22 protein-coding genes are annotated in these 24,224 nt (G+C 50.1%); 20 read left to right on the plus strand and 2 right to left on the minus strand.

What is annotated here, in order from left to right:
* Positions 1 to 19: 19 nt before the first annotated feature.
* The 18 genes from DXB70_RS08385 (at position 20) to DXB70_RS08470 (ending at position 20,300) form a co-directional block, all read left to right on the plus strand.
* Complete coding sequence (locus tag DXB70_RS08385; RefSeq protein WP_022359322.1) at positions 20 to 544, plus strand: adenine phosphoribosyltransferase; 525 nt, start codon at positions 20 to 22, stop codon at positions 542 to 544.
* A 277-nt stretch (positions 545 to 821) separates the two neighbouring features.
* Positions 822 to 3,107 (plus strand): bifunctional (p)ppGpp synthetase/guanosine-3',5'-bis(diphosphate) 3'-pyrophosphohydrolase, encoded by a 2,286-nt coding sequence (locus DXB70_RS08390; RefSeq protein ID WP_022359323.1) that lies wholly within the window; start codon positions 822 to 824, stop codon positions 3,105 to 3,107.
* Between the two features lie 68 nt (positions 3,108 to 3,175).
* On the plus strand, positions 3,176 to 3,820 hold the full coding sequence (locus DXB70_RS08395) for an MBL fold metallo-hydrolase (RefSeq protein ID WP_022359324.1): 645 nt from the start codon (positions 3,176 to 3,178) through the stop codon (positions 3,818 to 3,820).
* Entirely contained in the window at positions 3,817 to 5,268 is a 1,452-nt protein-coding gene (gene hemZ / locus DXB70_RS08400; RefSeq protein WP_118673131.1) for a coproporphyrinogen dehydrogenase HemZ, read from the plus strand. The genes DXB70_RS08395 and hemZ overlap by 4 nt, the downstream gene beginning before the upstream one ends.
* Before the next feature lie 148 nt (positions 5,269 to 5,416).
* The gene (gene hisS, locus DXB70_RS08405) at positions 5,417 to 6,679 is read left to right on the plus strand and encodes a histidine--tRNA ligase (RefSeq protein WP_107000509.1); all 1,263 of its coding nucleotides are present in this window, start codon (positions 5,417 to 5,419) and stop codon (positions 6,677 to 6,679) included.
* Between the two features lie 53 nt (positions 6,680 to 6,732).
* Complete coding sequence (aspS, locus tag DXB70_RS08410) at positions 6,733 to 8,541, plus strand: aspartate--tRNA ligase (protein WP_107000508.1); 1,809 nt, start codon at positions 6,733 to 6,735, stop codon at positions 8,539 to 8,541.
* Between the two features lie 358 nt (positions 8,542 to 8,899).
* Positions 8,900 to 9,577 carry a response regulator transcription factor gene (locus DXB70_RS08415; RefSeq protein ID WP_022359328.1) on the plus strand — a complete coding sequence of 226 codons (678 nt, stop codon included), beginning with the start codon at positions 8,900 to 8,902 and terminating at the stop codon, positions 9,575 to 9,577.
* Positions 9,574 to 11,331 carry a HAMP domain-containing sensor histidine kinase gene (locus tag DXB70_RS08420; protein ID WP_118628923.1) on the plus strand — a complete coding sequence of 586 codons (1,758 nt, stop codon included), beginning with the start codon at positions 9,574 to 9,576 and terminating at the stop codon, positions 11,329 to 11,331. The genes DXB70_RS08415 and DXB70_RS08420 overlap by 4 nt, the downstream gene beginning before the upstream one ends.
* A 384-nt stretch (positions 11,332 to 11,715) precedes the next feature.
* Positions 11,716 to 12,435 (plus strand): C40 family peptidase, encoded by a 720-nt coding sequence (locus DXB70_RS08425; RefSeq protein ID WP_022359330.1) that lies wholly within the window; start codon positions 11,716 to 11,718, stop codon positions 12,433 to 12,435.
* A 264-nt stretch (positions 12,436 to 12,699) separates the two neighbouring features.
* Positions 12,700 to 12,900 (plus strand): hypothetical protein, encoded by a 201-nt coding sequence (locus DXB70_RS08430; RefSeq protein WP_107000506.1) that lies wholly within the window; start codon positions 12,700 to 12,702, stop codon positions 12,898 to 12,900.
* A gap of 217 nt (positions 12,901 to 13,117) precedes the next feature.
* A complete protein-coding gene (locus DXB70_RS08435) occupies positions 13,118 to 13,429 on the plus strand; it encodes a rhodanese-like domain-containing protein (protein ID WP_118628921.1) in 312 nt (103 codons plus the stop codon).
* 141 nt (positions 13,430 to 13,570) lie between these two features.
* Positions 13,571 to 14,737 carry a class I SAM-dependent RNA methyltransferase gene (locus DXB70_RS08440; protein WP_118673132.1) on the plus strand — a complete coding sequence of 389 codons (1,167 nt, stop codon included), beginning with the start codon at positions 13,571 to 13,573 and terminating at the stop codon, positions 14,735 to 14,737.
* On the plus strand, positions 14,727 to 16,442 hold the full coding sequence (locus DXB70_RS08445; RefSeq protein WP_118673133.1) for a lectin like domain-containing protein: 1,716 nt from the start codon (positions 14,727 to 14,729) through the stop codon (positions 16,440 to 16,442). The genes DXB70_RS08440 and DXB70_RS08445 overlap by 11 nt, the downstream gene beginning before the upstream one ends.
* Positions 16,443 to 16,551: 109 nt before the next feature.
* The gene (gene rdgB, locus DXB70_RS08450) at positions 16,552 to 17,151 is read left to right on the plus strand and encodes an RdgB/HAM1 family non-canonical purine NTP pyrophosphatase (RefSeq protein WP_118570178.1); all 600 of its coding nucleotides are present in this window, start codon (positions 16,552 to 16,554) and stop codon (positions 17,149 to 17,151) included.
* Complete coding sequence (locus tag DXB70_RS08455) at positions 17,151 to 17,648, plus strand: metallophosphoesterase (RefSeq protein WP_107000502.1); 498 nt, start codon at positions 17,151 to 17,153, stop codon at positions 17,646 to 17,648. Before rdgB ends, DXB70_RS08455 begins: the two co-directional genes overlap by 1 nt.
* Before the next feature lie 218 nt (positions 17,649 to 17,866).
* Complete coding sequence (locus tag DXB70_RS08460; protein ID WP_022359337.1) at positions 17,867 to 18,412, plus strand: DUF3877 family protein; 546 nt, start codon at positions 17,867 to 17,869, stop codon at positions 18,410 to 18,412.
* 16 nt (positions 18,413 to 18,428) lie between these two features.
* Positions 18,429 to 19,289 (plus strand): SseB family protein, encoded by an 861-nt coding sequence (locus DXB70_RS08465; protein WP_022359338.1) that lies wholly within the window; start codon positions 18,429 to 18,431, stop codon positions 19,287 to 19,289.
* 15 nt (positions 19,290 to 19,304) lie between these two features.
* Positions 19,305 to 20,300: an aldo/keto reductase gene (locus DXB70_RS08470; RefSeq protein ID WP_118673134.1), complete on the plus strand. Its 996-nt coding sequence runs from the start codon at positions 19,305 to 19,307 to the stop codon at positions 20,298 to 20,300.
* A 69-nt stretch (positions 20,301 to 20,369) separates the two neighbouring features.
* Here the strand turns inward: DXB70_RS08470 and DXB70_RS08475 are convergent, their stop codons facing one another.
* Both DXB70_RS08475 and DXB70_RS08480 read right to left on the minus strand, forming a co-directional pair.
* Positions 20,370 to 20,714, minus strand: coding sequence for a NusG domain II-containing protein (locus DXB70_RS08475; RefSeq protein WP_181357182.1), 345 nt, complete (start codon positions 20,712 to 20,714; stop codon positions 20,370 to 20,372).
* The gene (locus tag DXB70_RS08480) at positions 20,695 to 21,720 is read right to left on the minus strand and encodes an FAD:protein FMN transferase (RefSeq protein ID WP_118673135.1); all 1,026 of its coding nucleotides are present in this window, start codon (positions 21,718 to 21,720) and stop codon (positions 20,695 to 20,697) included. Before DXB70_RS08480 ends, DXB70_RS08475 begins: the two co-directional genes overlap by 20 nt.
* Positions 21,721 to 22,007: 287 nt before the next feature.
* Here DXB70_RS08480 and DXB70_RS08485 point away from each other — a divergent pair, with 287 nt between their 5' ends.
* Positions 22,008 to 22,541 carry a Gx transporter family protein gene (locus DXB70_RS08485; RefSeq protein WP_022359343.1) on the plus strand — a complete coding sequence of 178 codons (534 nt, stop codon included), beginning with the start codon at positions 22,008 to 22,010 and terminating at the stop codon, positions 22,539 to 22,541.
* Between the two features lie 167 nt (positions 22,542 to 22,708).
* Positions 22,709 to 24,214 (plus strand): UDP-glucose--hexose-1-phosphate uridylyltransferase, encoded by a 1,506-nt coding sequence (galT, locus tag DXB70_RS08490; protein ID WP_117796167.1) that lies wholly within the window; start codon positions 22,709 to 22,711, stop codon positions 24,212 to 24,214.
* Positions 24,215 to 24,224: the final 10 nt, after the last annotated feature.

Raw genomic sequence — 24,224 nt, forward strand, 5'->3', positions numbered from 1 at the left:
TAGAAAAGAGGTTAAAATCATGAAAAAGCTGGAAGAATATGTAAGAAGCATTCCGGACTTCCCGGAGCCGGGTATCATTTTCCGCGATATTACTACGATTTTACAGGATGCAGACGGACTGCAGCTTGCGATCGACGGAATCCAGAAATCCTTAGAGGGTGTGGATTATGATATCGTGGTTGGTCCGGAGTCCCGCGGGTTTATTTTCGGCGTGCCGGTTGCATATGCGATGCACAAGGGATTCGTGCCGATCCGCAAGAAAGGCAAACTGCCGTGCAAGACGGTATCTGTAAGCTACGATCTGGAGTATGGCAGCGCGGTTCTGGAGATGCATGAGGATGCCATTAAACCGGGACAGAAGGTAGTTATCGTTGACGACCTGATCGCAACCGGCGGAACGACCGAGGCGATTGTCAAGCTCATCGAGAAGATGGGCGGCGAGGTTGTAAAAATCTGCTGCGTGATGGAGCTGGCAGGCTTAAAGGGACGCGAAAAACTGAACGGATATGCGGTGGATGCCCTAATTACCTATGAGGGGAAATAGATAACGGTTCACGGGTAGGCACTTTTGGAACCGAAAGTGCCGTAAGAAAACGTGGCGACAGCAGGAATTTGCCGTATTTAAATGCGAAGCCACGGCAAATTCCGTTACTGGGCATGTATGCGTGAACAGTAACAAAATAGTTTGCCGTTGCATTTTTTGTCAAATATTCGTATAATAGGGGTATTCTATATAATATTTTATTTCATTTGCGTGAACCGCTTTCCGGATTCCGAACGGCAGGCGTTTCAGTTATCTACGGAAGGGTCAGGAGGCATATATGGGAAATTTGGATAAAATAAAAAAGCTGGATCAGGAAATTGAAGCGCCGGCGGATTTTACGAGTCCGGAGGTACTGTATAATGAGTTGATTGCCGCCATTCGCAAGTACCATCCGTCGGATGACATCAGCATGATTGAGAAAGCGTACCAGATCGCGTATGACGCACATAAGGACCAGAGGCGTAAATCAGGTGAACCGTATATCATTCATCCGCTCTGTGTGGCGATCATTCTGGCGGATCTGGAGCTGGATAAAGAGACTCTGGTGGCAGGTATCCTGCACGATGTCGTGGAAGATACGGTCATGACAGAGGAGGAGATCACGGCGATCTTTGGCGAGGAGGTAGCACTTTTAGTAGACGGCGTTACCAAGCTGACCCAGATCTCGTGGACGATCGATAAAGTAGAGATTCAGGCGGAAAACCTGCGTAAGATGTTCTTAGCGATGGCGAAGGACATCCGGGTTATCCTGATTAAGCTGGCAGACCGTCTGCACAATATGCGGACGCTTCAATATATGAAGCCGGAAAAACAGAAAGAAAAGGCGCGTGAAACGATGGATATCTACGCGCCTATTGCTGATCGTCTCGGTATTTCCAAGATCAAGACCGAGCTGGATGATTTGTCTCTCAAATATCTCCAGCCGGAGGTTTACAAAGAATTGTCCGAAAAACTGGCGCTCCGTAAGGACACCAGGGAGGCGTTTATCCATAAGATTATGGATGAAGTCAAGAAACATATGGACGATGCGGGCATCGAAGCCAAGGTAGACGGCCGTGTGAAACATTTCTTCAGCATCTATAAAAAGATGGTAAACCAGGACAAGACGCTGGATCAAATCTATGATATTTTTGCGGTCCGGATTATCGTGGAGAGCGTGAAAGACTGTTATGCGGCGCTCGGTGTCATCCATGAGATGTACAAACCGATTCCGGGACGTTTTAAAGATTATATTGCCATGCCGAAACCGAATATGTACCAGTCGCTGCATACGACTCTGATTGGCAGCAGTGGACAGCCGTTTGAGATTCAGATCCGCACCTATGAGATGCACCGTACCGCTGAGTATGGTATCGCGGCACACTGGAAATATAAGGAGAGCGGCAGCAGCAAGGCGGCGATCGACAGCGCCGAGGCAAAGCTTTCCTGGCTGCGTGAGATCCTGGAATGGCAGCGGGATATGTCCGATAATAAAGAGTTCTTAAGTCTCTTAAAGAGTGATCTGGATCTCTTTACGGATGATGTATACTGCTTTACCCCGACGGGTGATGTCAAGAACCTGCCGAGCGGTTCCACCCCGATCGATTTTGCGTATTCGATCCACAGTGCGGTCGGCAACAAGATGGTTGGTGCCCGTGTCAACGGAAAACTGGTCAACATCGATTATGTCATTAAAAATGGTGACCGTGTCGAGATTATTACCTCCCAGAATTCCAAGGGACCGAGCCGCGACTGGCTGAAACTGGTTAAGAGTACACAGGCGAAGAATAAGATCAACCAGTGGTTCAAGAGCGAGCTGAAAGAGGACAATATCCTGCGCGGCCGTGCGCTTCTGGATAAATATTGTAAGGCGAAGGACATCAATTATTCAGAGTTAAATAAACCGGAATATATGGAAAAGGTCATGAAGCGCTATGCGTACCGTGACTGGGATTCCGTTCTGGCATCGATCGGACATGGCGCCCTCAAAGAGGGACAGGTCATCAACAAGATGCTGGATGAGCGCAACAAGAAGTTAAAGAAGGAAGTAACCGACACGACGATCCTCGATAACATGGCGTCGGATGGAAACAAGGTTCCGGTGATCGCAGCCGGGAAGTCGAAGAGCGGTATCGTTGTCAAGGGAATCCACGATCTGGCGGTTCGTTTTTCGAAGTGTTGCAGCCCGGTTCCGGGCGATGAGATCGTCGGATTTGTCACAAGGGGACGCGGTATCTCGATCCACCGGACGGACTGCATCAATGTGATGAATCTGCCGCAGGAAGAGCGTGAGCGCCTGATTGAAGCCGAGTGGCAGCAGCCGGAAGCACAGACGGGCACGGAAAAATATTCCACCGAAATCAAGATCTATGCGAACAACCGCATCGGTATGTTTGTGGATATTTCCAAGGTATTTACCGAGCGCCAGATCGATATTACCTCGATGAATGTGCGGACAAGCAAGCAGGGCAAGGCGACGATCGTCATGACGTTCGATATTCACGGAATTGAGGAATTAAATAAATTATCTGATAAACTCAGACAGATTGAAGGAGTATTAGATATAGAGAGAACTGCCGGATAAGCGGTTCTCTCTATATTTCACAGGTACTTACACCCTGTGAAAGTTTCACATATTATTAGGAGGAAAAGATGGAGATAAAACGGCTGATCGTGGGAATGGTCCAGACGAACTGTTATATTGCGGTGCATCCGGAGACGAAAGAAGCTGTGATTGTCGATCCGGGCGATGAGGCGGCGCGGATCGAGGATGCACTGGCGCAGACCGGAGCGAAGGCAAAGGCGATTCTGCTGACTCATGGACATTTTGACCATGTGACGGCGATGGAAGAGCTGAGACGGGATCTGGGCGTGCCGGTCTATGCCTGTGAGCAGGAGCAGGCGGTCTTGGCGGATCCGGATAAGAACCTGTCCGTCCAGTTTCAGGGCGGCGGTCTGCATCTGAAAGCGGATATGCTTTTGAAGGATGGAGAGACGTTCGAGGCAGCGGGCTACACGTTCCAGATGCTTCATACACCGGGACATACGGAAGGTTCCTGTTGTTATTATGTAAAATCAGAGAAGGTGCTGTTTTCGGGAGATACCTTATTTGAAGGTTCTTACGGACGCATCGATTTCCCGACTGGAAGCGGACGTCAGATGATTCATTCGGTGGCAGATATCCTTCTGAACCTGCCGGATGATACGAATGTATATCCGGGACACATGGGATATACGACGATCGCCGACGAAAAACAGTACAATCCGCTGGCAGGATACAGGGGGCGCGAAGCATGATAGCGATTTTGTTAAATGACGCGTCCTTTGAACAGGATATCCGTGAGCTCCTGATGGCATTTTATCCGGGCGAGACATTTACGCACAAGGAAGAGGAAGCCGGGGAGGCGGAGCTGATTGTACGGGGAGTCCGGGACGGAAACTCGTTTTCACTGGATGTGACGCCGGTGAAGAAAGAAGCTGTTCACTTTGCTTTGATTTATCCGGATTTTTCCAACCGTTTTGAGACGAAAAATGAGATCAAACAGACGTTATACCGTCTTTTGAGTGTCCAGACCGGCAGAGAGCTTCCGTGGGGGACGCTTACCGGCATCCGTCCGACGAAGATTGCGCTCACGAAGCTGTATGATGGCTGGACGGACGAGCAGATCGAGACCTATATGCGCGAGACGTATTTCACCAGCAAGGAAAAGATCGATCTGAGCATCGACGTGGCAGAGCGCGAGAGACGCCTGCTGTCCACGATCGATTATGAGAATGGGTACAGCCTGTATGTGGGAATCCCGTTCTGTCCGACGACCTGCCTGTACTGTTCGTTTACGTCGTTTCCGATTGTGAAATGGGAAAAACGGATGGACCTCTACAAAGAGGCGCTTTTTAAGGAAATGGAATATGTGGCGGAGCAGATGAAGGATCGCCCGCTTTCGACCATCTATTTTGGAGGCGGCACACCGACCTCGTTAAATCCGCAGGATCTGGATGAGATCCTGACAAAGGTGGAAGAATTATTCCCGGTGGAACAGGCAGTTGAATTTACCGTTGAGTCGGGACGTCCGGACAGCATCACGCGCGAAAAGCTGCAGGTGCTCCGGAATCACGGCATTTCCCGTATTTCCATCAATCCGCAGACGATGAAGCAGGCGACGCTTGACCTCATCGGACGCCGTCATACGGTGGAGGATGTGAAGGAAAAATTCCTGCTGGCGCGGGAGTTGGGATTTGACAATATCAATATGGACCTGATCGTGGGTCTGCCGGAGGAGACGATCGACGATGTCCGCCAGACAATGGAGGAGATCAAGGCACTCAGACCGGACAGCGTGACGGTGCATTCGCTGGCGATCAAGCGCGCGGCGCGCCTGAATATCTATAAGGAGCGCTACGGAAATCTGAAGATTGTCAATACACAGGAGATGATTGACCTGACCGCGCAGTATGCCGAGGAGATGGGACTGAAACCGTACTATCTCTACCGCCAGAAAAATATGGCGGGCAATTTTGAAAATGTCGGTTATGCGGTTCCGGGCAAGGAATGTCTCTATAATATATTGATTATGGAAGAAAAACAGACGATCGCCGCCTGCGGTGCGGGAACGACTACCAAGGTTTATTTCCCGGCAGAAAACCGGATTGAGAGGGCGGAGAACGTCAAGGAAGTTGAGCAGTATATCGACCGGATCGATGAGATGATCGGGCGGAAAGAGAAGCTGCTTGGACGAAGAGAGTAAAAACGAAAAATTCACAGATACAGGGTGTCAGATGCAGAAAAACACTTTGTAACAGAGAAACATAAAAATCCAGTTTCCAGCATGGAAAAGTGAAGTTTTCTTTGCGCGGGAAATATGGTCGCAGAAAGACATAGAAGGAGTTTGACACATGGCTTTAAAGAAAAAACCAGTTACAGGCATGAAGGACATTCTTCCGGGCGAGATGGAGATCCGGGATTATGTGCTGAATATCATCAAAGATACCTACCGCGGATACGGCTTCTCAGCGATCGAGACTCCGTGCGTGGAGCACATTGAGAACCTGACCAGCAAGCAGGGCGGCGACAATGAGAAGCTGATCTTCAAGATTTTAAAGAGAGGCGAGAAGCTGAACGTCGAGGCAGCACAGACAGAGGCAGATGTCGTAGACGGTGGTCTCCGCTATGACTTAACTCTGCCGCTCAGCCGTTATTATGCAAACAATTCTGCTAATTTATCAGCGCCGTTCAAGGCGCTGCAGGTCGGAAGCGTATGGCGTGCCGATCGTCCGCAGAAGGGGCGTTTCCGTCAGTTTGTACAGTGTGATATCGATATTTTAGGTGATGCGACAAACCTGGCTGAGATCGAGGAGATTCTGGCGCTTACCAAGGCGCTGAAGCGCATCTGCCCGGACAAGGCATACACTGTCCGCGTCAATGACCGTGCGATCTTAAAGGGCATGGCAGATTACAGCGGATTTCCGGAAAATGAGACCGATAAGGTATTTATCATTCTCGATAAGATGGATAAGATCGGTCTGGACGGTGTCCGCGAAGAGCTGCTTGCAGAAGGTTATGCGCCAGAGGCGGTTGAGAAATACACCGGACTTCTGGCAGAGATTCAGAACGATGCGGCAGGCGTCCGCGCGCTGGGCGAGAAGCTCTCCGGCGTGATGGATCCGGCAAAGGCAGAGAATCTGGCAACGATCATGGAGACTGTTAAAGCGGTTGCAGACATCGAATTCGGTCTTGAATTTGACCCGACGCTGGTGCGCGGCATGGGCTACTATACCGGAACGATTTTTGAGGTTTCCATGGAAGGCTTCGGCGGCTCCGTTGCAGGCGGCGGACGTTACGACAAGCTGATCGGCAAATTTACCGGCGTCGATACACCGGCGTGCGGATTTTCCATCGGTTTTGAGCGTATCATCACGATCCTGATGGATTCCGGTTTCAAAGTACCGGAGGCAGCCGGCAAGAAAGCATTCCTGTATGAGAAAGGTTTAAGCGGCGAGCAGTTCCGTGCCGTCTTAAAGAAAGCACAGGAAGAGCGCGCTAACGGCACCCGCGTGGCAGTCGCACAGATGAACAAGAACAAGAAATTCCAGAAGGAGCAGCTGGCGAAGGACGGCTACGAGGAGATCGTGGAATTTTACAAAGACAGTTTGAAGTGATTCAGTTTTTGAATTTTTCAGATAAAACTATAATAAACGGAGGAAATACTATCATGGCAGAATCTATGGCAGGACTGAAACGTTCCCATCGCTGTACCGAGCTGGGAACTGCCAATATCGGTGAGAAAGTAACCGTTATGGGCTGGGTTCAGAAGAGCAGAAATAAAGGCGGCATTATTTTCGTGGATCTGCGGGATCGTTCCGGTATCCTGCAGCTGATCTTCGAGGAAGCTGACTGCGGCGCTGAGAGCTTTGCAAAGGCAGAAAAGCTGAGAAGCGAGTTCGTTATCGCTGTAACCGGACGCGTAGAGGCACGTTCCGGTGCAGTAAATGAAAACTTAAAGACAGGTGCGATTGAGATCCGCGCGGATTACCTCCGCATTTTGGCAGAGTCTGAGACACCGCCGTTCCCGATCGAGGAGAACTCCAAAACCAAAGAGGATCTTCGCCTGAAATACCGTTACCTGGATCTGAGACGTCCGGATATCCAGAGAAACCTGATGACAAGAAGCCGCGTGGCTATCCTGACCCGTGCATTCTTAGCAGAGGAAGGCTTCCTTGAGATTGAGACTCCGACTCTGATTAAAAGTACTCCGGAGGGCGCGAGAGACTACCTGGTACCGAGCCGTGTACATCCGGGCAGCTTCTATGCACTGCCGCAGTCTCCGCAGCTGTTAAAACAGCTTCTGATGTGTTCTGGATATGACCGCTACTTCCAGCTGGCACGCTGCTATCGTGACGAGGACTTAAGAGCCGATCGTCAGCCTGAGTTTACCCAGATCGATATGGAGCTTTCTTTCGTTGACGTTGAGGACGTTCTGGATGTCAATGAGCGTCTGTTAAAGAAGCTCTTCAAGGAGATCTGCAATTACGATCTGCAGCTTCCGATCCAGCGTATGACCTGGCGCGAGGCAATGGATCGTTTCGGTTCCGATAAGCCGGATCTGCGTTTCGGCATGGAGCTGAAAAATGTATCGGATGTAGTAAAAGACTGCGAGTTTGTTGTATTTAAGAGCGCACTGGAAAATGGCGGCTCTGTCCGCGGTATCAACGCAGAAGGACAGGGCGCTATGCCGAGAAAGAAGATCGATGCGCTGGTTGAGTACGCAAAAGGCTTTGGTGCAAAAGGTCTTGCATATCTGGCAATCCATGAGGACGGTACCTACAAGTGCTCCTTCTCCAAGTTCATGAAGCCGGAAGAGCTGGATGCACTGGTGGCTGCTATGGGCGGTAAGCCGGGCGATCTGCTTCTGTTCGCAGCTGACAAGGATAAAGTTGTATTTGATGTACTTGGAAACTTACGTCTGGAGATCGCTAGACAGCTTGACCTCTTAAAGAAGGATGATTTCAAGTTCCTGTGGGTAACCGAGTTCCCGCTGCTTGAATATTCAGAAGAAGAGGATCGCTACGTAGCTATGCACCATCCATTTACCATGCCGATGGAAGAGGATCTTCCGCTGATCGATACCGATCCGGGCAAGGTACGTGCAAAAGCATACGATATCGTCCTGAACGGTACCGAGATGGGCGGCGGTTCTGTCCGTATCCATCAGGCAGACATCCAGGAGAAGATGTTTGAGGTTCTTGGATTCACGAAGGAGAAAGCACAGGAGCAGTTCGGCTTCCTGTTAGACGCATTCAAATACGGAGTACCGCCGCACGCTGGTCTGGCTTACGGTATGGACCGTATGGTTATGCTGATGGTCGGCGCAGACAGCATCCGCGACGTCATCGCATTCCCGAAGGTAAAAGATGCTTCCTGCCTGATGATGGAAGCGCCGTCTCAGGTTGATCCGAAACAGCTTGAAGATCTTTCCATTGGTGTGGTCGAGAGCGATGAAGCGGAGAAGACCGAAGAATAAAATATAAGATATGGAACAGCCTGGGAAGACTGTGAAATAGAAAGCAAACAGGGCTGGATGAGAAATGCAGGGAAATACTGGATTTTGTCGGACAGTCCTGTTTTGCGTGTGAGATGAAAAAGTTCCATTTGTCCTTGGCAACTGAATATATAAATTGCTTGCATTGGGGAGCCCAGGAGGATGGAAAAGGACTCTCTTTTCTATATGTGGTAGAAACTATGAATCTTTTGTGAACCTATGGAATCTCCCACCCGGATCTGCTAAAATACAGACAGATTGAGAATGTAATCAGGATATGACAGCGTGGAAAGAGGTTCTGTCATACACGGCAGAGTAAAATAAATGAGGTGAAGATTTTATGGATAAGATTAAAATACTGGTCGTGGACGATGAGGCGAGGATGCGGAAGCTGGTGAAGGACTTCCTTTCGATTAAAGGGTATCAGGTGCTGGAAGCCGGGGACGGCGAGGAGGCGGTGGATCTGTTTTTCCAGCAGAAGGACATCGCACTGATTCTTCTGGATGTGATGATGCCGAAGATGGATGGCTGGGAGGTTGTGAAGACGATCCGCAAGTATTCGCAGGTGCCGATCATCATGCTGACGGCGAGAGGAGAGGAGAGCGACGAGCTGCAGGGCTTTAATCTGGGCGTGGATGAGTATATTTCCAAACCGTTCAGTCCGAAGATCCTGGTCGCACGTGTGGAGGCGATCCTGCGCCGCAGCAACGGCGGCAGCCAGGATGTGATCGATGTGGGCGGCATCCACATTGATAAGACGGCACATCAGGTCAGCGTGGATGGAAAACCGGTGGATTTAAGCTACAAGGAATTTGAGCTGATGACGTATTTTGCAGAGAATCAGGGAATTGCGCTTTCGAGAGAAAAAATTCTGAATAATGTATGGAATTATGATTATTTCGGCGATGCGCGGACGATCGATACGCATGTGAAGAAGCTTCGGAGTAAGCTGGGCGAGAAAGGCGAGTACATCAAGACGATCTGGGGCATGGGCTACAAATTTGAGGTAAGCGAATGAAACGTTCGGTCCGATGGAAATTTACAATCATATTTGCCGGGTTGATGACGGTTGCAATCGCGCTTATCTGGTGTATCAATAACTGGTTTCTGTCCGGATATTACCAGAATTATAAGATTCATACGCTGGAAAAGGGATATCGGGCGATTGACGCGATTATCCAGGATGAGGTCCGGAATGGCGAGAGTTCGCTGGAGGACGCACAGGCGGAGCTGAATTCGGGTTGGAAAGAGTACCAGAAGTCGAAAGATGGAAGTTCTGATATGGACAGTGCGGATGGCGGTTCGGCTCAGTCTGGTAAAAATGGAACCGGTGATAGGGCTGGCGATGAGACACAGGATGCGTTGGGTGAATATGCGGAAGGTGACACGGTGGTGCTGGAGGATGACTCGGAGGATGCATCGGCGGATGCACTGGATGGGGAGGAAGCTTCGAGCGGCGGTGTCCGGCTGGCAAATGTGATCCGCGAGCTGCGTGACCGGTCGAATATTTCCCTGCTTTTATATGACAGCGAGAGTGACCAGACACTCGTCTCCTCGGCGCGGGATGTGGAAGTCATGCGTGACCGGGTGCGGCGCTATATCGTCGGTCATGCGGGGGCGAAGCGGGATGTATTGCGGGAATATGACAACTACATGATTCAGAAGACGTTTGACCCGCTCAGCAAGACGTTTTATCTGGAAAGCTGGGGATTTTTCTCGGATAATGCGACCATTTTCATCATGACGATGCCGATGGAGAGCATCCATGAGAGCGCGGCTATCTCAAACCGGTTTCTGATGTTTGTTGGAATCGTGGTAATTCTGGCGGGAAGTATTCTGATTTATTTTATTACCCGGCACATTACGATGCCGATCAAACGGCTGTCGGAGCTGTCGGAAAAGATGTCGAACCTGGATTTTGATGCCCGCTATGAGACAAGCCGCCGCTCGACGGAGGAAATTGATACGCTTGGAAACAGCATGAATGTGCTTTCGGAGCGCCTCAAGACAACGATCGGGGAACTGAAAGAGGCGAATGCACAGCTTAAAAAGGATATTGACGAGAAAGTGCAGATCGATGAGATGCGGAAGGAGTTCATTGCGAATGTGTCGCATGAGTTAAAGACGCCGATCGCGCTGATTCAGGGCTATGCGGAAGGACTCGTCGAGGGCATGGCGGAGGACAAGGAGAACCGCGATTATTACTGCGGCGTTATCATGGACGAGGCTGGGAAAATGAATCGGATGGTGCGCCAGCTTCTGACCTTGACGGCGCTGGAATTTGGGGGAGAGCGGCTGTCTGTGGAGCGGTTTGACCTGACGGAGCTGATTGCCAGTGTGATTTCTTCTTCCGGTGTGCTGCTTAAGCAGAATGAGCTGACTGTGGATTTTGACGGGAAGGAACCGGTCTACGTCATGGGCGATGAATTTAAAATAGAGGAAGTCATCACCAATTATCTGACGAACGCGATTCATCATGTGGGCGGCGGGGAGAAGAAGATTCAGATCCGGATTGACCACCGGCGCGATGGAAAAGAGGTCTGCGTGGAAGTGTTTAACACGGGAAATCCGATCCCGGACGAAGCACTTTCGAACCTTTGGACGAAGTTTTACAAGGTAGATAAAGCGAGAACGCGGGAATATGGCGGCAGCGGCATCGGGCTTTCGATCGTCAAGGCGATCATGGAGATGCACCATAAGGCGTGCGGTGTGAAGAACCATGAGAACGGTGTGGAGTTCTGGTTTACGCTGGACACGGCTGGTGAAAAATGAAAATAAAATTTTGCCAGAGACAGAATCTTAGAATTATGAAATATGTTTCAGAATCGTGATTTGCATTATATATGAGATGATATAAAAAACACTTGAAAATACAGGGAATTTCGGCAGCCTGGGGCAAAAATATTTTGTCCCAATATGGTTGAAATTCCCTGTATTTTTGCGTTTTTTTGTCCGAAATTAAAATCTTAAATAAATATAAAAGATCCGTCATTTCCTTGACAACGAAAAGAAAAGAAAATATAATAACAACGTAACAAGATTTAATAATTATGTAACATTTCGACCGATAGATAACACCACAGCGATTGGGACTCGATTCTTTTGTTTCAGCAATATCTGCGGGAATCACAAAATCTAATTAAGGAGTTTTGAAGCATGAATTTAAATAGAACAAAGAAACTTTTCAGTATGGTATGCGTGTGCTCAATGCTGACCATTGGCAGCGCGCAGGCAGCTTTTGCGGGGCCGTCTACAGGTTATGAGAGCGACATGGTGGCAACCGTGGCAGCAGACCTTTCGATCTATGCGGATGAGGATGAAAACTCAGAAGTAGTAGCGATGGCTGAAAAGGGCGAGTCCTATGACGTAGTTGGAAAGGCAGATGACAGCTGGATCAAGGTAGCGGCCGGTGAGATGGAAGGCTATTTGAAGGTTCAGAGTAGCGTTATGCTCAGCAAGGCAGAGGAAGCAGCTGCAGTCGCAGATGCATTTGTCGCAGAGCAGAGCAATCTCTCGACCAGAGAGCAGTTAGTCAATTATGCACTGCAGTTTGTAGGTGGACGTTATAAATTTGGCGGCAGCGACCCGCACACAGGGGTTGACTGTTCTGGTTTTACGAAATATGTGATGCAGCACGGTGCCGGTGTGAGCCTGAACCGTTCTTCAACTTCCCAGTCCAAGCAGGGTACAGCAATCAGCGCTGACCAGATGCAGCCGGGCGACCTGATTTTCTACGGAAGCGGAAGAGGTATCAACCATGTAGCGATGTATATCGGCGACGGCAAAGTGGTACATGCTTCAACTGAAAGAACCGGCATCAAGACTTCCCCATGGAACTACCGCACACCGGTTAAGATTGTGAACGTGCTGGGTTAAGAATGAATTTACGAAACATCTGCATTGAACCTTTTCATGAAAAAAGGGTTGGATGTAGATGTTTTTTGATTTCATAGGAAATTGCGTCCGATGAAACAAAAAAATATTACTGGCATAAAAAGTAAGAATTACCCTGCATACTTTCGCAGTAAAATTCCATACTAAGACCTGTAACAAGAAAGTGACGGTTAAGCGGCTGTTCACAGGAAGCCGGAACCGACACGTAGAAAACCTGACAGGGCAGGAATTTAGGAGGAATGACTTATGTCAAGCAAAAACAGTTACAGCAACTATGATAACAGTGCTGAGAAAAACAGCACCAAAAATGCATCCAAGAACAGCTCTAATTATGGTTCCAACCAGAGCCAGAACCGCATGCAGAACCAGAGCCAGAACCGTTCCAGGAATAGCTCTAAAAACCAGTATCAGGACAAGACAGAGGATGATTACAGCGATTGTGACTGATGAGACAGGCAGATAAGAGAAAAAATAGTGAATGCCGGGAATGCGGAATATCCACCGTTTCCCGGCATTTGTTCGTTTTCTAGCCAATGGAAGAGGCTGCCGCATCTCCTCCGACACCTGTCCGCCGGACAAAGCATATATTAATATTACATAGAGTTAAAAAAGAAATCGGGTTCTGTCAGAAACCGTTTTTGTATAAAATGAGGAGGGATGACGGATGTATCAGACCATACCGGTGCGGTATCTGGACGCGTGGCTGGAGCAAGGGTACACGGGACGGCTGATTGACCTTCGGACGCCGGAAGAATATAATGAGTCTCACCTCTGCGAGGCGGAAAATATTCCATTTTTATGGCTTCAGGATAACCGGCAGACACTTACAGGTGAACGTCCGCTTCTGTTTTACTGTGCGCGGGGGAGTGAAAGCCTTCTGGTGTGCGGCTGGTATGACCGGATGGGATATGAGGTTTATAATCTGGGCGGCGGTTACCGCTTTTATCAGGGAAAGTATCAGTGCAGCCTGAGATAGGCACTTTTGCCGCGGCTTTTCATTGACAGATGCAGACCAGTCAACTAGAATAAAAATGGTGAAGACTGTAATGAAAATAAAAGGGTTCTTTGCATGAAATGATTTGGCAATGAATCCACAGAGAGATAAGAGGAAAAAAGATTGGAACGATATGAATTGATTGCTCCCTGTCATTTTGGACTGGAAGCAGTGTTAAAAAAAGAGGTAGTGGATCTGGGCTATGAGGTTACCGAGGTGGAAAATGGCCGCGTAACCTTTATCGGCGATGCGGAGGCGATCTGCCGTGCGAATATTTTTCTGCGGACGGCGGAGCGCGTCCTTTTAAAAGTGGGAAGCTTCAAGGCAGTGACCTTTGACGAGCTGTTTGAGGCGACCCGTGCGATTCCGTGGGAGAAATATCTTCCGAAGGACGGTAAATGCTGGGTTAAAAAGGCGTCGTCTATTTCGAGTAAGCTGTTCAGCCCGTCAGATATCCAGAGAATTATGAAAAAGGCGATTGCCCGTCATATGCAGGAATATTACGATCTGGACCGGATGCCGGAGACGGGCAATGAATATCCGCTGCGCGTCTTTTTCTATAAGGATCAGGTGACAGTCGGTATCGATACGAGCGGCGAGTCGCTGCACAAGCGCGGTTACCGTCAGATGGCGAGTAAGGCGCCGATCACGGAAACACTGGCAGCGGCTCTGATTCTTCTGACTCCGTGGAAAGCGGACCGGATTCTGGTCGATCCGTTCTGCGGAAGCGGTACTTTCCCAATCGAGGCGGCGATGATCGCGGCAAATATGGCACCGGGCATGAACCGTTCCTTCCTGTCGGAGAGCTGGACAAACCTGATTCCGAAGAAATGCTGGTACGACGCGATCGATGAAGCGACCGAGATGGTGGATGATACCGTAAAGGTAGACATTCAGGGCTACGATATTGACGGCGAGGTAATCAAGGCGGCACGGGAAAATGCGGAGAGAGCCGGAGTGGATCACATGATTCATTTCCAGGAGCGCCCGGTGGCGCAGCTGAGCCATCCGAAGAAATATGGCTTTATTATCACAAACCCGCCTTACGGCGAGCGTATCGAGGAGAAAAAGAACCTTCCAGCGCTCTATAAGACGATCGGTGAACGGTTTAAGGCGCTGGATTCCTGGTCGATGTACCTGATTACCGCGTATGAGGACGCAGAGCGCTATATTGGCAGGAAAGCGGACAAGAACCGGAAAATCTACAATGGTATGATGAAGACGTATTATTATCAGTTTATGGGTCCGAAGCCGCCGAGAAGAAAAACGGGGGATCAGGTTGAAGCGTAATGTTTTCTATGGGGCGCTTCTGGTGCTTCTGCTGGGATTTCTGGTACGCGAGAACCGTCTGATTCATATTCCGAAGCAGGTGGAAAAGACGGAGGAGAGCGCCGAGTGGCAGCCGGAGTGGTATGAGCAGATGGCCGAGGAGATTAATGACAGCCCGATCACGCTGGAAGTCGATGGAACAATGGTCGATCCGCAGCTTGGAAGCTTGAGAATGTCGCAGGACGGGCAGTTTATGATACCGTATGGGATGCTGCCGGACGCGCTTTCCTGTGCGGCGCTTCTCTACGATGGAAACCGGCTTGTGATGGAGCGCGGCAATACTCATGCGGAGATGACGGTCGGAAGCCCGGAACTTTTGCTTGGGGAGGAGAGCCAGATGATTGCAGCACCCCCAGAGTGGGAAAATGGAATCCTGTATGTGCCGCTTGAGGCGGTGACGGAGGTATTTTCCTATGAAGAAAATTGGGATGCAGAGAACCGGAAAATGGAACTGACCGGGTCAGAGGATCCAGCCACGTTTTTGCCGGAATCCTATGATTACCGGAAGGCAGGCCGGGCACCGGCGGTTAAAAACCAGGGGAGTCTCGGAACGTGCTGGGCGTTTGCATCGGTGATGGCGCTGGAAAGTCGTGTCCGGCCGGAGTGGAATGTCAGCTTTTCGGAGGATCATATGTCCCTCCGGAACAGCTTCCATTTTTCACAGAATGCCGGGGGCGAGTATACGATGTCGATGGCGTATCTGCTGGCGTGGCAGGGGCCGGTGCTGGAAGAAGAGGATCCATATGGCGACGGCTATTCGCCTGACGGTTTAAGCCCTGCTTGTCATGTGCAGGAGATACGGGTGTTGCCGGAGAAGGATTATGAGGCGGTTAAACGGGCGGTTTATCTGTACGGAGGCGTTCAGAGCTCCCTGTATACGGCGATGGTCAGTGACCGCGACGACACGCATTATTACCGGAAAGAGACAGGGGCGTACTGGTATAATGGCGATGAGAAGCCAAATCATGATGTTGTGATCATCGGCTGGGATGACCACTATTCGAGAGACAATTTTAACCAGCCGCCGGAGGGGGATGGCGCGTTTATCTGCGCCAACAGCTGGGGCGGCGAATTTGGGGACGATGGGTATTTTTACGTGTCCTACTATGATACAAATATTGGGATCCACAACATTCTCTATTCCGGAATCGAGTCGGCAGATAATTACGACCACATTTACCAGACAGATCTGTGCGGCTGGGTCGGGCAGCTCGGTTACGGAAAAGAATCGGCATTTTTTGCCAATATTTATACGGCAGAGGAGAAAGAAGAGCTGGAGGCAGTCGGCTTCTATGCAACCGGGGAAAATACATCGTATCAGGTATATACCGTGACGGACGCCGAGGGCAGCTCCCAGTTCGGGCGGCGCAGAAAGGTGGCTTCCGGGGAGGTTGCGAACGCCGGATATTATACGGTTTTGCTGGATAAGACGGTGACGCTGGAGGCAGGCGAACGGTTTGCCGTGATTGTCGAGATCACGACGCCGGGAGCGATTCATCCGGTGGCGATCGAGTACAGTTCGCCGGATAAGGGACTGACGGTCGATTTAAGCGACGGTGAAGGCTATATCAGTTACCGCGGTTCCTCCTGGGAGCGCGTGGAGACGGAGCAAAACTGCAATGTGTGTTTGAAAGCGTATACGAGGAATGTGGATTCCTGGAATTGATTGCTGGTACGGATGTGAAGGTATGGCGGAAGCTGTTTTTGAAGAACGGTGATTCGGAATGTCGGGATATGAAAAGCCATGCTGTTTGAGGATAAAGGAGCGAGGAAAAGTGAGCGAGAAAATTATATTTGCGACGGGAAATGCGGGAAAGCTGAAAGAGATCCGTGAGATTTTAAAGGATTTAAACCGTGAGATTGTTACGATGCGCGAGGCTGGATTTGAAGGCGAGATCGAGGAAAATGGAACCACCTTCCGCGAGAATGCAGAGATCAAGGCGAAGGCAGTCTGGGAGAAGACGGGCGGCATTGTGCTGGCAGATGATTCTGGACTGGTGATAGATTATTTAAACGGCGAGCCGGGCGTTTATTCAGCGCGGTATTTAGGGGACACACCGTATGAGGAAAAGAACCGGATTCTGATTGAGCGCATGAAGGATGCAAAAGGAAAAGAGCGGAGCGCCCGTTTTATGTGCAATATCGCGGCAGTGCTGCCGGATGGCAGAGTGCTTCACACAGAAGCGGCGATGGAGGGCGAGATTGCAAAGGAAGCGGCTGGAAACGGCGGATTTGGATATGATCCGATTCTCTGGCTGCCGGAGTACGGCAAAACGTCAGCAGAGCTCACGATGGAGGAGAAAAACCGTATCAGCCACCGGGGCAAGGCGCTGGAGCGGATGAAGGATGCGCTGAAGGAGGCGCTTGGCGAGTGATGAAAAAAATATTAATTACAAGCGACACCCACCGCCGGGATGGTAATCTGCTGGAAGTCATCCAGAATGAAGCACCGTTTGACATGTTCATTCATCTGGGTGACGCCGAGGGAAGTGAGGACATGATTACGTCGTGGTGTAAGGAGCAGAACCCGGACTGCGAGGTCTATATGGTGCTGGGAAATAATGATTTTTTCTCCCATCTGGACCGCGAGAAGGAGATTTCGATTGGAAAATACCGCGCATTTCTGACCCACGGTCATTTTTATAGCGTATCGGTTGGGACGGAGCGCCTGATCGATGAGGCACAGGATCGCGGCGTGCAGATTGCGATGTTTGGACATACCCACAAGCCGTATCTGGAGCGGCGCGGGGATCTGACTGTGTTGAATCCGGGCAGTCTTTCGTTTCCGCGCCAGGAGGGCAGACGCCCGAGCTACATGCTCATGGATCTGGATGACGAGGGCGAGGCGCATTTTACGACCTGCTATTTGTAGAGGTCTGTTACTGGGCACATATGCGTGTCACTGTTCACGTATACGTGCCCAGTAACTATGCGTGAACAGAAACCGAAAAAGCAAATATCCGCATATTGACGCATTTTCGGTAAATTGTTATAATGAGAGAGATTGTGAAAAAGGTACTTATCAATGATTCAATCGACCCAATAAAGATGCCGGGGACGTAGGTTTCGTTTCCGAGGCAGGAGTATGACATGAAACTGGAAGCTTTAATTCAAAATATGACGGATCAGATCAAAGAGGCGCAGCTAAAACTTGGTTATGCCAGGGAGACGATGCGCCTTTATTATCCGCTTTCTTCCCTGAATGCGATGCTGGAGATGCAGGAGACGGATATCCGGGAGCTGGCGAAGAAGATACGGCATGAGCTGGAGGCGAAGAAGGAGAAAATGGGAGATACCCAGATTCGGATCCACGCCGATCGGATCGTCTTTACGATCCCGCCGGATTTTGTGGAGTATGTCCATGAGCAGGTTCCGGAACCGCCGTTTTTAAAAGAGCTGATCCAGTTGTTTCGGGAAAAGCACGCCTGCACAAAGGAAGAGATTACCGCTGTGTTTGAAAAATTCGGCGCGTATGAGTGCCGGCAGATGCCGGATGGCATGGATTTTGATTATGTCATTTATTTTACAGACAGCAGCATTGATGCATATGATTACTGTATCCGTGAGGAGATGGGGCACACGATTTACCACCGATTTGCACGGGCTGATTTTGAGGCATTGATGACGATTCAATAAAAAGGAGATTAGACGGATGGAAAACGAGACAAAGCAGACAAATACGAATGAACAGGAGCCGGATATCTTCGCACAGAAGTTAAGAGAGGCAGATTCCTTATATGCCATTCTTTCTGGATGTACGAAAGAGCCGTATGTATACTGTGATCCGGAAACAATGGATGATGCCATCCTGCTGTTTACGGACGAAGAGGGCGCAAAGGCAGGCGCACAGAAGCTGGCAGAGCAGCAGATTCCGGTAGGAATCGCGAAGGTGGACAGAAAGAGCCTTCTGCTTTTCTATACCAGCCTTTACACGATGGGTGTCAATGCTATCCAGGTACACGTGGGCGAGGAGCAGAAGATGATTCAGCTGACCGAGTTTGTAAGACGCAAAGACCCGGAGGAGAGCAAGAATGGAAAAGTCTGGGTGGAGAACCCGGAGCTTCACCTGACGATGCTTTACTATATGCAGGATCTGCGCCGTCAGCCAAATCAGGAGATTACGCCGGAATTAAACGATTTACAGGAGGAGATCGGCGCGCACTTCACGAAGGGCCGCTATATCGTGCCGCTTCCAGAGGAAGGAAATGGCATTCCGCTGGTTAAATTAAAGAGCGGAGATATTTTCCAGCCGATCTTTACGGATGTGATCGAGTTCCAGCGTTTCAACCGTGAGAAGAAATTCCGCCCGGTTGTCGTAGATGCGCTCAAGCTGGCTCAGGTACTCCCGGAGGAGGCAAAGGGCATCGTTCTCAATCCGCTAGGCGTTAATATGCCGCTGACCGTACAGAAAGTAAAGAAGCAGCCGGAAGCACCGGTCCAGAAGCCGGTATCCGTAGAGGCACAGATCGACGCAGCTATCCGCGAGGTTCAGGCAGAGGCTGGACGGGAGTAGGAAAGGAAAGAGTATATGTATCAGGCAGCAGACGCAAGATATGATGGAATGACCTACAACCGCTGCGGCATCAGCGGACTCAGGCTTCCGGCAGTTTCGCTGGGATTCTGGCATAATTTTGGCAGCACCGGCGTCTATGAGACAATGCGGAAGCTGTGTTTTACCGCTTTTGACAATGGCGTCACGCACTTTGACCTTGCCAACAATTATGGACCGGAGCCGGGAAGTGCTGAGGAAAATCTGGGACGGATTGTAAAGGAAAATTTCATGCCATATCGAGACGAGCTGATCATCAGCACGAAAGCCGGATACGAGATGTGGAACGGCCCTTATGGAAACTGGGGCAGCCGCAAATACCTGCTCGCAAGCCTCGATCAGAGCCTTACACGCCTGGGACTTCCGTATGTAGACATTTTCTATCATCACCGGATGGACCCGGAGACGCCGCTTGAGGAGACGATGGGAGCACTCGATCAGGCAGTTAAGAGCGGGAAAGCTCTCTATGCAGGACTTTCCAACTACAATGGACAAAAAATGCAGGAAGCCGCTGCGATCCTGCGCGATCTGAAATGCCTGTTCGTCATCAATCAGAACCGCTACAGCATCTTTGACCGCACGATCGAAAACAACGGCTTAAAAGAAGCCGCTGTCAAAGAAAAGAAAGGTCTGATTGCATTCAGCCCACTTGCACAGGGAACCTTAACCGACCGTTATCTGTACGGCATCCCAGCCGACAGCCGCGTCATGACCGACGGCAGATTTCTCAAAAAAGACCAGCTCACCGAAGAAAAAATCAGCCAGATCCGCGCCCTCAACGAGATGGCCGGACAGAGAGGCGAAAAACTCTCCCAGATGGCGCTCAAATGGGTCATGAAGGATCCTGTGGTAACCAGCGTTCTCATTGGTGCGTCCAAACCGGAGCAGATATTAGATAATCTGAAAATGTTGGATGGGGCACCGTTGAGCGAGGAAGAGCTGCTTAAAATCGATCAAATTTGTGGAATAAAATAAACAGAAAACGCCCAGCGGCGCAATTATGCGTACCCGCTGGGCGTTTCCGTCCGTGTTGGCAAACCATATCTATTTAACCGCCACAACCACCCTATTCGGCAGGCAAACCAGCGATTCCCCACTCTCTGAAACGGTTCCCTGCTTCACACAGAGCTTGTCCGGGCAGTCTGCCTCTTCGATCCGGGCACATCCATCTTGAATCACCAGATGATTTTGTCCCCCCTGATACCCGTCGATCCAGGTGTCTATCTCCTCATCCAGCCGGTAGGTGGCGACGGTTGTTCCATTGACACTGACATCAACGGTAAAAGCATCCTTCTGGCGCTGCAAGCGCACAACCAGAAAACCGATGAGTATGACGGCTAGAAGAACCAGAATCAAAACAAAATCATTTCTATTTTTCTTTGATTTCATCAATAAATGCCTCCGCTCCATCCGAGTAAATCAGTTCATAATCATCCGTGATAAAATAAGCATAAATGCCATCCATCGAATTGATGAGTTCCAGACCCTTATCCAGTCCCATCGAGAAACAGGTCGTGCTGAGTACATCGCCGTCCACCGAACGCGGGGAGACGATCGTCACGGAAACCAGTCCGTTCTGGTACGGATAGCCTGTTTTCGGGTTTAACAGGTGATGGTAATTGACACCGTTTTTTTCAAAATGGCGCTCATAGACGCCGGAGGAGACAACGGACATGTCATCAATATTCAGATCGGCAAAGACCGTTGCATAGTCGGCAAACGGTTTCTGCAGCCCGATGCGGAACGGCTGGTGGTTTGTGCGCTCACCGACACAGAGTACGTTGCCGCCCAGGTTGATGATGGCGCTTTCGACGCCGGATTCGGTCAGATAGTCTTTCATGCGGTCGGCAATGTAGCCCTTGGCGATGGAGCCGAGGTCAATCGTCGTGTCCGGGGAGAGGAAGGTTAAAGTATTTCCGTCAAGTTTCACATTTTTCCAGTTGACGCGTTCTGCCGCCGCTGTTATGTCATCCTCCGCCGGGATCACGTGCTCGTCGCTGGTAAAATTCCAGAGAGAACTGAGCGGTTCGATCGTCAGGTCGTAGGCACCATGGGAAACCTCACTGTAATGCAGTCCTTCAGAAATCATCGCCGCCATATCGTCGGAGACGGTAAAAGTCGTCTCGTCGGCGCTGCGGTGGTTTAACTTGTAAAGCTCGCTGCCCTCGATCGTCTTGCTGAAACGGTTTTCGTACTCCTGGCACATGTCCACACAGTGGTCAAGGATCGCTTCATCCTGCGAATCATAGAGTGTGATGTTGACAAATGTATTCAGCAGAAACGCGGAACGGCTGATCGGCTCCCGGCGGGATTTGCTGAAAAGAAGCGCCGCGCCGCAGCCCAAAAATACGACGGCAAGAAGTGTCAGAAGCGCGGATAAATCCTTTTTTTTCATAAAGAGCTCCATTCTTAAAAATATCGAAAATTCGGTTTGAAACTATGTTTGCAAAAATGTCTGCAACTACTCTAACAAAGGTTGATAGGAAAGTCAAGATTACGGCCCAGAAACTAAACGCATCGGTAGCCAGAACGTTACTGGGCACGTATGCGTGAACAGTAACGCCAGAACTGTATCGTACGGAATTTTTAGTTCAGAAAATTCCTATCTGTGAACAGTTACGCGCTTTACAAAACTAAAAATTTTTACTAATATATTCATAGAGGTATACAGAGGAGGAAGAAATGCAGAAAAAAGGACGAGCAGGCACATCCAGAGCCGGAAAAATCGCTTTATATGGAATGATGACAGCGCTGGCATTTCTGCTGAGCTATGTCGAGACCCTGATACCGATCAATCTGGGCGTTCCGGGGGTCAAGCTGGGATTGGCGAATCTGGCGTCGATCGTGAGCCTGTATCTGCTGGGAGCCGGTGCGGCAGCGGCGATTGCATTGGTGCGTATCGTGCTGGTAGGATTTACGTTTGGAAACCTGTCGATGATGCTGTATAGTCTGGCAGGTGCTGCGGTCAGCCTTCTTCTGATGGTGGTGTTCCGCCGGTTGGACTGGTTCGGCGTGACCGGTGTCAGCATCCTGGGTGGTGCGGGACACAACATCGGGCAGCTTATCGTGGCGGCGCTGGTGGTGGAAAATGCGAGTCTGTTCTACTATCTTCCGGTGCTTCTGGCAGCCGGAACGGCAGCGGGGGCGCTGATTGGGCTTCTCGGAGGAATCCTGGTAAACCGCTTAAAATGTCTGGATTTGACAAAATTTATGTAAATGGAAGCCACAAGAGTAAGAGGATGTACAGTGACTGTTCATATGCAGGCATTTTTGGAACCGAAAATGCCATGAGATAAGGTGGCGCAATGGTATACGGGCAGCTAAAGTTATAAAAAGGATAAGAATGAAACAGCAAGGTTGTTTTTCAGTCAGGAGGATAGGGTATGGCAGTATATGAAGCAATCAGAAATTTAGTACAGTACGGAGTCAATACGGGGCTTCTTCAGGAGTCGGATCGCATTTACGCGACGAACCAGATTCTCGAGGTTCTGAGACTGGATGAATATGAAGAACCGCAGGGCGCATGCAGGGAGATTTCACTGGAAGAGACGTTGGATGCCCTGCTTGATTATGCACATGAGACGGGCGTTTTGAAGGAGGACGGCGTGGTGTACCGCGATCTGTTTGACACGAAGCTGATGAACTGCCTGATGCCGCGCCCGAGCGAGGTGATTGGACATTTCTGGAAATTGTATGAGGAATCGCCGGAGGCGGCAACCAATTATTATTACAAATTGAGCCAGGATTCCAATTACATCCGCCGTTACCGTGTTTCCAAGGATATGAAATGGAAAACGGATACAAAATACGGGGAGCTGGACATCACGGTTAATTTATCCAAGCCGGAGAAAGATCCGAAGGCAATCGCGGCAGCCAAACTGGCAAAGCAGAGCGGTTATCCGAAATGCCTCTTATGCAAGGAAAATGAAGGCTATGCCGGACGTGTCAACCATCCGGCGCGCAATAACCACCGCATTATTCCGATCACGGTCAATGACAGCCAGTGGGGCTTTCAGTATTCGCCGTATGTGTATTACAATGAGCACTGCATCGTGTTCAACGGTGTGCACACGCCGATGAAGATCGAACGGGCAACGTTTGTCAAATTGTTTGATTTTGTGAAATTGTTCCCGCACTATTTCCTGGGGTCCAATGCGGATCTGCCGATCGTCGGCGGTTCGATTTTAAGTCACGACCATTTCCAGGGCGGACATTACACGTTTGCGATGGCAAAAGCGCCGATTGAACAGAAATTTGAGATGGAAGGCTTCGAGGATGTGGAAGCCGGAATCGTTAAATGGCCGATGTCAGTTCTGCGGACCCGTTCCAAGAATCCGGACCGCCTGATTGATCTTGGTGAAAAAGTGCTGCGTGCATGGCGCAGCTATACGGATGAGGATGCTTTTATTTATGCTGAGACGGACGGAGAACCGCACAACACGATCACGCCGATTGCCAGAAAGAATGGCGATTTCTACGAGCTGGATCTGGTGCTCCGCAATAACATCACGACGGATGAGTATCCGCTTGGTGTTTACCATCCGCACGCGAAGCTGCATCACATCAAGAAAGAAAATATCGGTCTGATCGAGGTCATGGGTCTGGCGGTGCTCCCGTCCAGATTGAAACAGGAGCTTGCCGATCTGGCGGAGGTGATCCTTTCCGGAGGCGATATCCGTTCCAATCCAGAGCTTGAAAAGCATGCGGACTGGGTGGATGAGTTCCTGCCGAAGTATGAGCATATAACAAGTGAAAATATAAACGAAATCCTGCAAAAAGAGGTAGGTCTTGTCTTTGAGCAGGTACTGGAAGACGCGGGCGTATATAAGTGTACGCCGGAAGGCAGGGAGGCATTTGCCCGGTTCCTGCGCTCAGTGGGCTTCCGATAAAGAGGAGATA

It is taken from the genome of Clostridium sp. OM05-5BH, from assembly GCF_003481505.1.
Taxonomy (GTDB): domain Bacteria; phylum Bacillota; class Clostridia; order Lachnospirales; family Lachnospiraceae; genus Otoolea; species Otoolea fessa.